Source organism: Nostoc sp. (genome assembly GCF_036917775.1).
In the GTDB taxonomy this organism is placed as follows: Bacteria; Cyanobacteriota; Cyanobacteriia; order Cyanobacteriales; family Nostocaceae; genus Nostoc.
This window is the reverse complement of sequence record NZ_JBALEQ010000136.1, coordinates 38340-51759: the sequence shown is the minus strand read 5'-3', so window position 1 is coordinate 51759 and position 13420 is coordinate 38340. Positions and strand designations below refer to the sequence as shown.

The 13420-nt window shown below is 42.6% G+C and carries 10 protein-coding genes; 5 read left to right on the top strand and 5 right to left on the bottom strand.

The window, feature by feature from the left end; all coding sequences use genetic code 11:
• The first annotated feature begins 191 nt into the window (after nucleotides 1-191).
• Together V7K69_RS27680 and V7K69_RS27675 are read left to right on the top strand one after the other, a co-directional pair.
• Nucleotides 192-1070 (top strand): peptidoglycan recognition protein family protein, encoded by an 879-nt coding sequence (locus V7K69_RS27680; RefSeq protein WP_335040410.1) that lies wholly within the window; start codon nucleotides 192-194, stop codon nucleotides 1068-1070.
• Nucleotides 1071-1176: 106 nt separating this feature from the next.
• On the top strand, nucleotides 1177-1335 hold the full coding sequence (locus V7K69_RS27675) for a hypothetical protein (RefSeq protein ID WP_335040408.1): 159 nt from the start codon (nucleotides 1177-1179) through the stop codon (nucleotides 1333-1335).
• Nucleotide 1336: 1 nt separating this feature from the next.
• On the opposite strand, the gene ribBA is transcribed toward V7K69_RS27675, so the two are convergent.
• Nucleotides 1337-3010, bottom strand: coding sequence for a bifunctional 3,4-dihydroxy-2-butanone-4-phosphate synthase/GTP cyclohydrolase II (gene ribBA / locus V7K69_RS27670; RefSeq protein WP_335040406.1), 1674 nt, complete (start codon nucleotides 3008-3010; stop codon nucleotides 1337-1339).
• Between the two features lie 332 nt (nucleotides 3011-3342).
• On the opposite strand from ribBA, the gene argC reads away from it, so the two are divergent.
• Entirely contained in the window at nucleotides 3343-4401 is a 1059-nt protein-coding gene (gene argC / locus V7K69_RS27665; RefSeq protein WP_335040403.1) for an N-acetyl-gamma-glutamyl-phosphate reductase, read from the top strand.
• A 97-nt stretch (nucleotides 4402-4498) separates the two neighbouring features.
• Here the strand turns inward: argC and eno are convergent, their stop codons facing one another.
• The gene (gene eno / locus V7K69_RS27660) at nucleotides 4499-5788 is read right to left on the bottom strand and encodes a phosphopyruvate hydratase (RefSeq protein WP_334875604.1); all 1290 of its coding nucleotides are present in this window, start codon (nucleotides 5786-5788) and stop codon (nucleotides 4499-4501) included.
• A 302-nt stretch (nucleotides 5789-6090) separates the two neighbouring features.
• Between eno and gloA the strand changes: the two genes are divergently transcribed.
• Together gloA and clpB are read left to right on the top strand one after the other, a co-directional pair.
• The gene (gloA, locus tag V7K69_RS27655) at nucleotides 6091-6525 is read left to right on the top strand and encodes a lactoylglutathione lyase (protein ID WP_335040399.1); all 435 of its coding nucleotides are present in this window, start codon (nucleotides 6091-6093) and stop codon (nucleotides 6523-6525) included.
• A gap of 506 nt (nucleotides 6526-7031) precedes the next feature.
• A complete protein-coding gene (gene clpB, locus V7K69_RS27650; RefSeq protein ID WP_193867234.1) occupies nucleotides 7032-9671 on the top strand; it encodes an ATP-dependent chaperone ClpB in 2640 nt (879 codons plus the stop codon).
• 108 nt (nucleotides 9672-9779) lie between these two features.
• On the opposite strand, the gene V7K69_RS27645 is transcribed toward clpB, so the two are convergent.
• The 3 genes from V7K69_RS27645 to V7K69_RS27635 all read right to left on the bottom strand — a co-directional run bounded on the left by V7K69_RS27645 (nucleotide 9780) and on the right by V7K69_RS27635 (nucleotide 13182).
• Entirely contained in the window at nucleotides 9780-10001 is a 222-nt protein-coding gene (locus tag V7K69_RS27645) for a hypothetical protein (RefSeq protein ID WP_335040395.1), read from the bottom strand.
• Nucleotides 10002-10150: 149 nt separating this feature from the next.
• Nucleotides 10151-11860 carry a tetratricopeptide repeat protein gene (locus tag V7K69_RS27640; RefSeq protein ID WP_335040393.1) on the bottom strand — a complete coding sequence of 570 codons (1710 nt, stop codon included), beginning with the start codon at nucleotides 11858-11860 and terminating at the stop codon, nucleotides 10151-10153.
• Nucleotides 11857-13182: an ATP-binding protein gene (locus V7K69_RS27635; RefSeq protein WP_335040391.1), complete on the bottom strand. Its 1326-nt coding sequence runs from the start codon at nucleotides 13180-13182 to the stop codon at nucleotides 11857-11859. Before V7K69_RS27635 ends, V7K69_RS27640 begins: the two co-directional genes overlap by 4 nt.
• Between the last annotated feature and the right edge of the window lie 238 nt (nucleotides 13183-13420).

Below are 13420 nucleotides of genomic sequence, written 5' to 3'. Positions count from 1 at the left end.
GAGGAAGCGTCTAAAACGATTATTTAGCATTCCAACATATACTAGTAACGTATATTTGACTAGAATTAAAGTGTTATAGTGATTCTCGTTTGGATACCATCTACGGTAGGGGTTTACGGAAGTGCGCCTCTACTAAAGACATGACAGTTTAGCTATAAGTTAATATCTACCGTTTTACGGGTATTAGAAAAATGAGGTTTAAAGACTGGGCGACTAGGGTGCTACTAATCTCGCTGATGTTCATGGCTTTAATTGTAGTGCTGCTAATTGGGCGAGCGACAAAATTACACAATAATCCGATAACATCCCATGTATCCAATCCACAGGTTATGGCCTTCAGTCAATATCCCCAGGCGCAATTCCAATCAGCGAAAGAGCCAGAGAAGAAATTTGAACGTGTTATCAAGTCCCCAGTCAAGACTAACAAGTCTGTATCAAGGTACATAACCACTCAAGCTTTTGCAAAGTACAGACCTAGTTATCAAGTTGCTTCGGTTGATCCAAGTAACTATGGAGAACGGTACGCCCAAGATGTTAACGGCATTCCTCTCAGCAACCAACCAATTATCGTCATCCATGAAACTGGTTATTCAGCTTCTAGCGCAATCAATTTCTTTCAAGTAGCCCATGATGATGAAAGTGTGCAAGCAAGTTACCACGCTTTAATCAAGTTAGACGGAACGGTGGTTTATCTAGTACCGCCAGAAAAGCGGGCTTTTGGTGCAGCTAACTCAGTATTTGATGGTTCGCAGGGAGTGGAAACTGTGCAGACTAATCCAACTTTACCCGCGTCTGTGAATAATTTTGCTTATCACGTCTCTTTGGAAACACCGCCAGATAGTTATGACAGTAACAGCCAACAAACCCATAGCGGCTACAGAGAGGCTCAATATAAGTCTCTTGCTTGGTTAGTTGCTCAAAGTCAAGTTCCAGACTATCGAATTACTACCCATCATCTCGTAGATCGTTCTGGTAAAAAAGTTGACCCGATAAATTTTGATGGTAATAAATTTCTGAGTTTACTTAATACTTTTCGTCAGGTTAGACCAATTTATAGAGTAAGTAAATAATTTAACCAAGTGAGTTGGACAAACCTCTCCCTGCCTTGAACTTTAGTTCAAGTCTGTTCCTCTCCGAGTCGGAGAGTGACCAATACGGTTCGGTTAAGGTTTTTTGATGAAAATTCTAGATCGCAAAGACGCGATAAATCGCCGTCTCTACAAAGGACTGATTATTGTAGAGACGGCGATTCATCGCGTCTCTTGTCTTAACCGAACCGTATTGGGAGAGGGACAGGTTTTGCGTAGAAAAACCAGGAAGAGATATATTTACTAAGCTATTTACTAAAGCTATAAATTTGCTGCTTTTCCAAGCGATCGCTAATCGATGAAGGCAATATACCATGCGGGAATGTCTGACGATCTAGTTGCACTTGTAAATTACTCAAGGGATCGCAACCAGAAGAAATCAGAAATTCTAGTTTCTGGATGTATGGCAAGGTGGCAAGGTTATCCAGAATTTGGAAGATAGCCTTTATATAAGGATGGCCACTTTGTTGATACCAATCACAGCTAGCAACTTTTGCTTGATCAAAACCCAAGTGTACTGTCAAAGATGGCTCGTCAAATATAGCGATCGCTAACGGACGCGCTTCTTCTTGCAACAATAAATCATTACTTTTCGCTAAATGTCGCAGTTTTTCTAAGCGTTCATAACGTTCTGTCACTGCTTCCGGGTCATCTTGCCAATGGATTGCTACTGTCACCAGATAAGTCTGTAACAGCATATGACCCAGCTTTTTCGCCTTTGTCGCTAGGTAATAAGAATTGTAGTCGGTTGCTTCAATTAACAAGGGCACGCGATCGACTACTTCCAAGCCGTAACCTTTAACTCCAGCAATTTTCCGGGGATTATTGGTAATCAAACGAATCTTTTTGATGCCCAAATCCATCAGCATTTGTGCGCCCATCCCGTAGTCTCGCAAGTCAGCAGGAAATCCCAAACGCTCATTTGCTTCAACTGTATCCAGTCCCATATCCTGCAATGAGTAGGCTTTTAGCTTGTTAATCAAGCCGATGCCTCGTCCTTCTTGACGCAGGTATACAACTACACCTTGACCAGCAGCCTCAATCATCTTCAGCGCAGCTTCTAACTGCATCCGACAGTCGCAGCGCAAGGAACCTAAAGCATCACCGGTTAAACATTCTGAGTGCATCCGCACCATTACTGGCTCATCTTTGAAGTTATCTGGATCTCCTTTGACAATTGCGACGTGTTCTGTATTATCCAGGGTATGGCGGTAGGCGTAAATTTCAAACTGGCCGAATTGACTAGGCAGTTTGGTAATTACCTCACGATACACGAGGCGATCGTGCTGTAGGCGATAGCTGATTAAATCCGCAATACTAATTGTTTTTAAATTGTGGCGTTTGGCATATTCAAATAACTGTTGCAACCGCGCCATTGAACCATCGGGGTTTTGAATTTCACAAATTACCCCGGCTGGATATAGCCCTGCTAGTCGAGATAAGTCTACAGCTGCTTCCGTATGCCCGGCGCGTTTGAGTACACCCCCAGCTTTCGCCCGAATGGGGAAAATATGACCAGGACGACGTAAATCGGTAGGTTTTGTGGCTGGATTGAGAGTAACCTGGATAGTGCGGGCACGATCTTCTGCTGAGATGCCAGTCGTGACACCCAATTCTGGGCCAGCATCAATGCTAACAGTGAAGGCAGTTTGATTAGTATCTGTAATGTTGCTTACCATCAAAGGTAAGTCTAGCTCGTCTAAGCGATCGCCTGTCATTGCCAAACAAATCAGCCCTCTAGCTTCCACCGCCATGAAATTAATCGTGTCGGGTGTGGCAAATTGGGCAGCACAAATTAAGTCGCCTTCATTTTCTCTATTTTCATCATCTACCACTACAATTACACGACCAGCTTTTAGGTCTGCTAAAGCGGCATCAATCGAATCAAATTTAAAAGCTTGGGTAGGATTAGGCTGTGACACAGAAAGATTTCCAGCTACCAACGTAAATTTTTTTTACAATTTCTTCTTTTAGATTGTAGCTCCTTTATAAGGCAGAGAAGTAGACTAGCAATGATTTGATAACAGGGCAAAAATTTTTGCCGTTCAAAATGGGGATTTAAAGTGCAACGACAGCCAAGAAAGAACAAAAGAAGGGGGACAAATAGAATATTTTGTAACTTCGCCGCGTCTTTTTACTTTCCGTCCGAAAAAAGTAGAGGGGTTTTAGGTGTTTTGTATGCTAAGAGTCTAGTCGCTGATATTGTTGATAGCTGAGAACGAATTAACTATTCATGGGATAAGGATTTCAGATCATGGGCAAATTTAGACGCGTACCCGTTGGGATTGTTGGCGCGTCGGGCTATGGCGGAGTACAGTTAGTACGGCTACTGATGGATCATCCAGAAGTCGAACTGGTTTATTTAGGCGGTGAGAGTAGTATCGGTAAATCCTTTGGGGATTTATATCCACATCTTGCTCATGCCGCTAATCTACCAATAGAAGCGGTAGAACCAGAAATAATTGCTCATCGCTGTGAAGTAGTTTTCCTGTCTTTACCAAATGGTCTGGCTTGCCAAATCGCGCCCAAACTATTAGAAAAAGAATGTAAAGTCCTGGATCTGAGTGCAGACTATCGGTTCAGGGATTTGACAACTTATACAAATTGGTATGGTATTGAGAGAAGCGATCGCACCATTGCAGCTACAGCAGTTTATGGATTACCAGAACTTTATCGCGATCGCATTGCCGAAGCTCAACTTATTGGCTGTCCTGGTTCCTATCCCACTGCGAGTCTCCTGGCACTTTCGCCACTCTTAAAGCAAGGCTTAATCGTCCCAGAAACAGCTATTATCGATGCCAAGGCTGGCACATCTAGCAGTGGACGGCAACCTCAAACCAACTTATTACTATCTGAAGCAGACAATTCCATCGCAGCTTTCAATATCGGCCGTCACCGTCACACCCCAGAAATTGAGCAAATTTGCAGTGACTTAGCTGGTCACGAACTGATGATCCAATTTACACCGCATCTTGTGCCAATGGTACGCGGGATTTTGGCAACGGTATATGCCAAAATGAGCGATCCCGGTCTAGTGCGAGATGACTTAATCACAATTTTCTCAGCCTTCTACCGCAACTCTCCTTGGGTAAAAGTCTGCGGTAGCGGCATTTACCCTCAAACCAAGTGGGCTAACGGCAGTAATCTTTGTTATATCGGCGTAGAAGTTGACCCGCGCACAGGTCGAGTGATTGTCATGTCGGCAATTGACAATCTAATTAAAGGGCAAGCGGGTCAAGCGATTCAATGTCTAAACCTAATGATGGGCTGGGATGAAACTTTGGGGTTGCCCAAGTTGGGGTTTTATCCATGATGGGGAATTGGGAAGAGGACTTGGGGACAAGGGGAAAGACTTGTTTCAAGTTCTCACCTCTTGTCCCCTTGTCCCCTGCCTCTCCACTCCCCAGTCCCTACTTCGGCCCTAAACCTACAGCACCAGCATAAACGGCGCGATCGCCAAGTTGATCTTCAATTCGCAGCAAGCGATTATATTTTGCTACCCGTTCGCTGCGACAGAGGGAACCTGTTTTGATTTGACCGGCACGGGTTGCTACGGCTAAATCAGCGATCGTTGTGTCTTCGGTTTCACCAGAACGATGGCTAATTACTGAACGGATGCTGTTACGAGTTGCCAAATCAATCGTTTCCAAGGTTTCGGTGAGAGAACCAATTTGATTGAGTTTAATCAAAATGGCGTTAGCAGCTTTTTCCTGAATGCCTCTTTGCAAACGAGTAGCGTTCGTTACAAACAAATCATCCCCTACCAACTGCACCCGCGAACCTAACTTCTGGGTCAGCAATTGCCAACTTTGCCAGTCTTCTTCATGTAAACCATCCTCAATTGACACAATTGGATATTGGTCAACAAGTTGTCCTAAATAATCAATAAACTCAGCTGGGGCGTGAGGTTTACCATCGTAAACATACTGACCATTTTTGTAAAATTCGCTAGCGGCAACATCCAAAGCTAAAGCTACTTGTTCACCTGGCTTGTAACCAGCTTTCTTAATTGCAGCAACCAGCAATTCCAAAGCCACCTGATTAGATTCTAGGTTCGGGGCAAAGCCGCCTTCATCGCCTACACCAGTAAGCAAACCCTTCTCATCTAATACTTGGCTAAGGGTAGCAAATACCTCTGCACCCCAACGCAATGCTTCCCGAAAAGAAGTTGCGCCAATTGGGACAATCATAAACTCTTGAAAGTCCACGTTGTTTGATGCGTGTGCGCCACCGTTAATTACGTTCATCAATGGCACTGGGAGCAAATTCGCTAAAGGGCCACCCAAATAGCGATATAGAGGAATATCTAAAGATTCAGCACCTGCTTTGGCTGCTGCTAGGGAAACCCCCAAAATCGCATTTGCGCCCAAATTGGATTTGTTAGGAGAACCATCGATGGCGATCATCGTGCGGTCTAGGAGTTCTTGGTTGAGGGCATCCAAGCCTAGTAATTTTGGTGCAAGTGCTTCTTTGACGTTTTGTACTGCCTTGAGTACGCCTTTGCCCCCATAACGGCTTTTATCGCCATCACGCAGTTCGTGAGCCTCAAAAGTGCCTGTGGAAGCACCACTAGGAACCTGCGCTAATCCGACAACACCATTGGCTAAATGCACTTCGGCTTCAATTGTTGGTCTACCGCGTGAATCAAGAATTTCACGGGCTGCGATCGCTTCAATGGCAGTGTCTAAAAATTTACTCATCTGTACTTTATCCTTTATTCGAGTGTGTTACGCACCCAGTCCAGTTGCCTAACCCAATCGCTAGCTTATGCTGTTAAGAGACTTTATTGGCTGAGATTAAAGAAGATTTCCATTGTATGGATAGGGAACAAGACCAAAAACGGGTAAGGGAATCAATGAAGGCAGGAGGCAGAAGGAAAATTAATTGCCCTCTCTTTCTTTCAATTAATTCTTTCCCTGATGGCATTTCTACCTGAAGACTGTCAGCTAGGTAAAATGTTTGCAGAGAATAACACTAAATCAATTACACAGAAAAGGTCAATATGCGATTACTACATACAATGCTACGGGTAGGAAATCTGGAAGAGTCGTTGAAATTTTACTGTGACCTTTTGGGTATGAAATTACTACGCCGAAAAGATTATCCAGGGGGAGAATTTACCCTGGCTTTTGTGGGCTATGGTGACGAAAGCGACAACGCAGTAATCGAACTCACTTACAACTGGGGTGTGGAAAAGTACGAATTGGGTAATGCTTACGGTCACATTGCCCTTGGGGTTGATGATATTTACGCTACCTGTGAAGAAATCCGCAATCAGGGCGGTAAAATTGCACGCGAACCAGGGCCAATGAAACATGGTTCGACAGTAATTGCTTTTGTGGAAGATCCAGATGGGTATAAAATTGAACTGATTCAATTAGGCTCTCAAGGATCAGCAGCCAAACAGGAATCACAAGAGCAACTTGTGAGTCAGTAATTCGTATAAGGGATTTCCAAAAAAATAAATTATCGTCAGGGTGGAATTTCACTTAACTTAAGCTGGATTTAGATCCCCGACTTCTTGAAGAAGTCGGGGATCTGAGCAGCAAGTTTTGCTTCAGAGCAAGACGCGCGAGAATTTTCGCTTTTTGCCTCCGCTTTTTAGGCGGGTTAGGGGATATCCTCTGCGTAAATCCTATTAGTGTATCCGTATTCCTAAGAGCGTAGGCGTAGCCGTCTTAGGCATCGCTCCAATAACATCATCTGGCAAAGTCCGTTCATAACAGTGTTTTCGTTTTAAATTAGGAAATAGGTAGTAGATTAAACTATCACCAAATTACCATTCCTAAATTGCCACTGGAGATACACGCGGATATACGCTGAGAATGTTTGGATAATTAGGGATTGGAGACTAGGGAAGAGTTTTTCCAATCCCCAGTTTTCAATCCCACATTACCAATGCCCAATCCCTAAACTAAAAATCAAAATTCCAAAATTATAAAGATGCAACCTACAGATCCAAATAAATTTACTGATAAAGCCTGGGAAGCAATTGTTAAATCTCAGGATATAGTCCGTGCTTATCAACAACAGCAATTAGATGTTGAACATTTAATTATTGCCCTATTAGAAGAACCCACTAGTCTAGCAATACGTATCCTGGCTCGATCTGAGGTCGATCCAATCCGCTTTCAACAGCAACTAGAAGCTTTTATCCAACGTCAGCCCAAAGTTGGTAAAAGCGATCAGCTTTATCTTAGCCGTAGTTTAGATGTTTTACTAGATAAAGCTGAGGAAGCTAGAGTCAGGATGAAAGACTCCTACATTTCTGTAGAACATATACTTTTAGCTTTTGCTGAAGACGATCGCATTGGACGAAAGATCCTCAAAAGCTTTAGTGTGGACGCAGCTAAACTAGAAGCTACTATCAAAGCCGTTCGCGGTAGCCAAAAGGTAACAGATCAAAGCCCAGAATCGCGTTATGAAGCTTTACAAAAATTTGGTAGAGATTTAACAGAACAGGCAAAAGCTGGAAAACTCGACCCAGTAATTGGGCGAGATGACGAAATTCGGCGGGTAATTCAAGTATTGTCTCGTCGGAGTAAGAATAACCCAGTCTTGATTGGTGAACCTGGGGTAGGTAAAACTGCGATCGCCGAAGCTTTAGCACAACGGATGGTAAACGGTGATGTTCCCGAATCTCTGAAAAACCGCCAACTGATATCTTTAGACATCGGTAGTTTAATTGCTGGGGCAAAATTGCGAGGAGAATTTGAAGAACGCCTGAAAGCTGTCCTCAAAGAAGTTATGGACTCTAACGGTCAAATTGTCCTGTTTATCGACGAACTACATACCGTAGTCGGTACAGGTTCGAGCCAACAAGGGGCAATGGATGCCGGAAATCTGCTCAAACCCATGCTGGCGCGGGGAGAACTGCGTTGCATTGGCGCAACTACCCTCGACGAGTTCCGCAAACACATTGAGAAAGACGCTGCGTTAGAACGCCGCTTTCAGCAAGTATTTGTCGATCAGCCAAGTGTGGAAAATACTATTTCCATTCTGCGGGGGTTGAAAGAACGCTATGAAGTGCATCACAATGTCAAAATTTCTGATTCGGCTTTGGTAGCAGCAGCAACATTGTCAGCGCGTTATATTAGCGATCGCTTTTTACCAGATAAAGCCATCGATTTGGTGGATGAAGCAGCAGCACAGTTGAAAATGGAGATTACCTCCAAACCAGCAGAATTGGAAACTATCGATCGCCGCCTCATGCAGTTAGAAATGGAAAAGCTGTCATTAGCTGGCGAAGAAAAGGGTACTCCCCAAACAAAAGAGCGTTTAGAGCGCATTGAGCAAGAAATCGCCAATTTAACTGAAAAACAGCAAGTATTTAATGAGCAATGGCAAGGTGAAAAGCAGATATTGGAGGCGATAAGCGCCTTAAAGAAAGAAGAAGATGCGCTGCGAGTACAAATTGAACAGGCGGAACGCGCTTATGACCTAAATAAAGCTGCCCAACTGAAGTATGGTAAATTGGAAGGAGTACAGCACGAGCGCGAAGCCAAAGAAGCGAGCCTGTTAGAAATTCAAAACCAAGGTTCCACGTTGCTGCGAGAACAAGTTACTGAAGCCGATATTGCCGAAATCGTCGCTAAATGGACAGGAATTCCCGTCAATCGCTTATTGGAATCGGAACGCCAAAAACTACTGCAATTAGAAAGTCATTTACATCAACGAGTGATTGGGCAAGAAGAGGCTGTAGAAGCAGTAGCAGCAGCCATTCGCCGCGCCCGTGCGGGGATGAAAGACCCCTCGCGTCCCATTGGTTCATTTTTATTCATGGGCCCCACAGGAGTAGGCAAAACCGAACTCGCCCGCGCTTTAGCTCAGTTTCTCTTTGATTCTGATGATGCTTTGGTGCGCTTGGATATGTCTGAGTATATGGAAAAACACTCAGTTTCTCGGTTAGTGGGAGCGCCTCCAGGATACGTAGGCTATGAAGAAGGCGGTCAGCTTTCCGAGGCGGTTCGCCGCCGTCCTTACTCAGTGGTGCTGTTGGATGAAGTGGAAAAGGCGCACCCCGATGTGTTTAATATTTTATTGCAGGTTTTAGATGATGGGAGAATTACTGACTCTCAGGGGAGAACGGTAGATTTTCGTAACAGCGTTATTGTGATGACCAGTAACATAGGTAGCGAACATATTTTGGATGTATCTGGTGATTCGCAGTATGAAACGATGCGGAAGCGGGTAATGGAAGGTTTGCGATCGCATTTCCGCCCTGAATTTCTCAACCGCGTCGATGATATTATTCTCTTCCATACCCTAAATCGCACCGAAATGCGGCAAATCATCCGTATTCAACTCAAGCGGGTAGAAAATCTCCTGCGCGAGCAAAAAATCTTCTTTGAGATATCCCAAGCGGCTTGCGATCACCTTGTCGAATCAGGCTATGACCCTGTTTATGGTGCGCGTCCACTCAAACGCGCAATTCAGCGAGAAGTAGAAAACCCCCTCGCCACCAAGTTATTGGAGAATACTTTTATCTCTGGAGACACGATTATCATTGACAAAAATGAGAACGGTCTGTCTTTTAGTAAAAAGGTGCTGGTGAAGGTGTCAGTACCACAGATTGCTACATAGTCAGAGAAGGCGATCGCTACATGAATTTATATTCAGTAATTTGTGTGCGATCGCTTTTAATTTAAGCTGCTTAAAATTGAGGCTTAATATACAAATCCCATACTTCTTTTATCGGCTTGGACAATTATCATAAAGTCCTTCATCTTCTGGTGCGTAGCCGTTAAAAAAAGCGTCATGGCTGCGGGTGCTTGCGGATTCTTCCGCTTTTTGTTGGATGGTGATTATCCAGCGTCCTGTAGTTATACTTTCTAGTATTGATTCTGGGATATTCAATCTCTCCCCTGTTTTTAGTTCAATTTCATAAGTCAGAGTAGTCAATTCATTTTCCATAACTACTAGTTATAATTTTCATAATGACAATTTAGGAACGAGCGCGTTTAATTTCAGTTAGTATTTTTAATGGAATTGTGAAGGTGATCGCTACATTAAGATTAGCTAAAATCATCTGAACCATAAACTTTAATACTAAGGTCAATCCATCAGTGCCTAAATATAATTATTCTCAAGAAAGTTGTCGTAATTTGAACTAACTTTTGCAATCCCAATTTTTGCAGTAAATTAGTGAGAATTTGTTTACCCTGAGTATTAAATATATCTTTCACAAAATATGGATTGATTTCAATAGCCTTGTTAATACTTTTATTTCCTTCTTTCCAGCGACCTAGTTTAATTAATGCAGCCCCCTTATAATACCAAGCATAGTGACAATCAGGTTTAATTTTTAGTGCTTGGTCGTAAGATGTGATCGCTTCTTCATAGCGTTGTAGCTTTAATAGTAAACTACCCAATTCATTCCATCCACTTTGGCATTTCGGGTCAAATTTTTGAGCTTTTTTGTAGCTAGCTAACGCCTCTTCATAACGTTCTTGCTTGTACAATAGATTGCCACGATTATGCCACCCCTGATGATAATCAGGTTTAAATTCCAGTGCTTGGTCACAGGATGCGATCGCTTCTTCATAACGTCCTAAATTAAATAGGGCATTACCTTTACGGTTCCAAGCTTCGTAGTCATCAGATTTAATTTTCAGTGCTTGGTCATAGGATGCGATCGCTTCTTCATTACGTCCTAATTTGCATAGCACATTACCCTTGTTATACCAAGCATGAGGATGGTTGGAATTAAGGGCAATGGCTTGGTCATAACAGATTATTGCTTGTTCAGATTGACCTAGTTTATTTAAAACATTTCCTTGCCAGTTCAAGGTTGAGTCGTCATTTGGTTTAATTTCTATCGCTTTTTCCCAGCTAGCAAGAGCTTCTTTCCATTTACCTAAGTCCTTAAGTGCGATACCTCGGTGAAACCAAGCTTCGTGATAATCTGGTTTAATTTCTATCGCTTTGTCGTAAGATGCTATTTCTTCCTCGTAGCGTTCTAAACTACCCAGTCCAACACCTCGCCTATCCCAAGCTTGATGGTTATCTAGTTGAAATTTTAGTGCTTGGTCATAGAATGTGATCGCTGCTTCATATTCTTTAGCAGTGGTTAGTAAATCTCCTAGCTCAAGTAGTAAACTTGCTTTACGAATCTCAGGCTGATGTTTTTCTGCCAATAAGTCTTGAATTTCGAGAACTTTATCAATTTTCTGTTCAGGACTGAGCTTCAAATATTCCTTGTAGTCCGCTTCTAACAGCAGACGATTTGATTCCTGTTCTACTACTTCTGGTGTTGTCGGTAATTCAAACACCCCAGAACGCCAATCAAAAAAATCTGGGGCGCGGTGAATAAAATAGTTTATCGAAAATGAACGCAAAAGAAAAACAAAACTAATGGTAAAGTCATCTCTAAAGCGTTCTCGCTGTTGGTTTAAATGATTTAAAATATGTGGAACACTGGTCAAATTGCTAAATTGACCTTCAGTAATTTCGCCAAAACTTCTTTTTTCATACTTGTATAAAGAATAGTCTAGACCTTTAATTAATAAAATATCAATTTGCTTGTCTTTAACAAACTCTGCTACTGGTTGATATAAATTATCAATCGCCTCAACCAAACGCAAAACTGCAATCTTCTTCTGCGGAATTTCCTGGGGAAGTTTGACAATAAAATTATCTGCTTCCACAGGTGTACATTGAACAAAAAACAAACCAAATCCTAATTTACGCCTCAGTGCGCGAAGCAAGTCTTGATAAGCTTCTTCTGGTTCTGGGGGTAAATCATCATCCCAATCGCTTAAATTTGGGTTCATGAAAGTTTCGCTACAGCTTCTTTAAACTCTGGAATTCCTTGAATCAATGGATGAATATCATACCAACGCTGCATTTCTCCATCATCATCCATATAGCGGTATTCTAAAAGACAACGGTTATACATCAAACTGCGATACAAATCATCATTAATAATGCGCTTAGAACAAGACACTTCCGCTAACAAACACCATTGATGATTTTCCACAGCGCGGCGATAAGTATCTCTGGCTTGAGTGATTGCTCGTCGCACCGCCTTTTCTGAAACAGGTAACTCTTCAGTGCGTCCAATCGCATCTTGAGTTAACAATAGCAAATTTCTCACATGACCTCCACTCATCAAACAAAGTCTGTTTAAGGTTTGGGGACTGTCAAAAATTTCCGTTTCTAGTGATAGTTCTGGTGCAATTTGCCGGACTCGCTTGTTAATTAATTCTTTAACCTTCTTGAGTCCTGGCTGATAAATGTCTCCCTCGAAAGTTTGTACCATAATCATCGGCAAAATTTGGGGGTCGCCGTAGATATCTCTAAGGTCTGTTGCCCTTGTAGAATAGACCATTGAAATAGGAACAGTATAAATCAAATGGCAATCTAAAGCTTGGAGTTGTTCGCTACGATCTAAAAAAACTTCCTCATAGTTGGTGCGTTCTCCGTCTTTGACTAACACCATTCGGTCTAAGTTATCGACAATTACCGCCAGTTTATTGTAGCCATTAGGTAAGTGCTGTTTTGCATCCACCAGAAACTCATTTAACACTTCAATTAAAGTGACGGTGTGAGGATCAATTTTTTGGCGAATTTTCTGGCGTAATTCAGGAACAGCTCTTAAATTTGCGGTCAATTTGGCGAATTGGGCAAGCTGCACTTCCACTGCCATACTCTCAAACTCTTTGGGAGTCAGCGCCAAATCTTTTAAATCTTCCCAACGACCTTTCAACCAGTCGAGTATAGGACGAGGACTAGCAATTTCTTTTAAATCTTTGAGCAAACGGCGGGTACAGGCGAGGAGAATATCTGTATATTGGGCATCTTCAGAATCGATATCTTCTTCATCAGCCGCAAAATACACAACATAAAATTCCCGATTTTCTAAATATTTTTTTAACCTAAGTAATTCTGTAGACTTCCCCGCACCCCGATGGCCAGAATACAATTGACAAGTATTTGTATCTGCCAATCGCATCCGATTTCCCAACTCTTGCTCAATATCCGCATCTCCGCGCACATCCTGACAATCTACATATTTTGGATCGCCTGCGGGTAAGGGTTCAAAGGGGTTAAAGGCATTGTAGAGTTTTGCGAGTAAGTCAGAACTATTAACCATAGGTAAAAAATATAGCAATCATGCTCATAATAATGGAGATTAAGCAGAGACGCGATTAATCGCGTCTGTACTAGGAAGTAGGGAAATCCGAATCATAAATGGGGGCAAACAATGCTTAAAAAAGGTGCGATCGCCTAAGCTATGCTTTTAAAATCCTAATTGGTATCATGTCCTTCTGTATTCTCCGGGTTTATCCTGGAAAGCAGAGGGCTAGGCTGTATAAGCCACTATCATCATT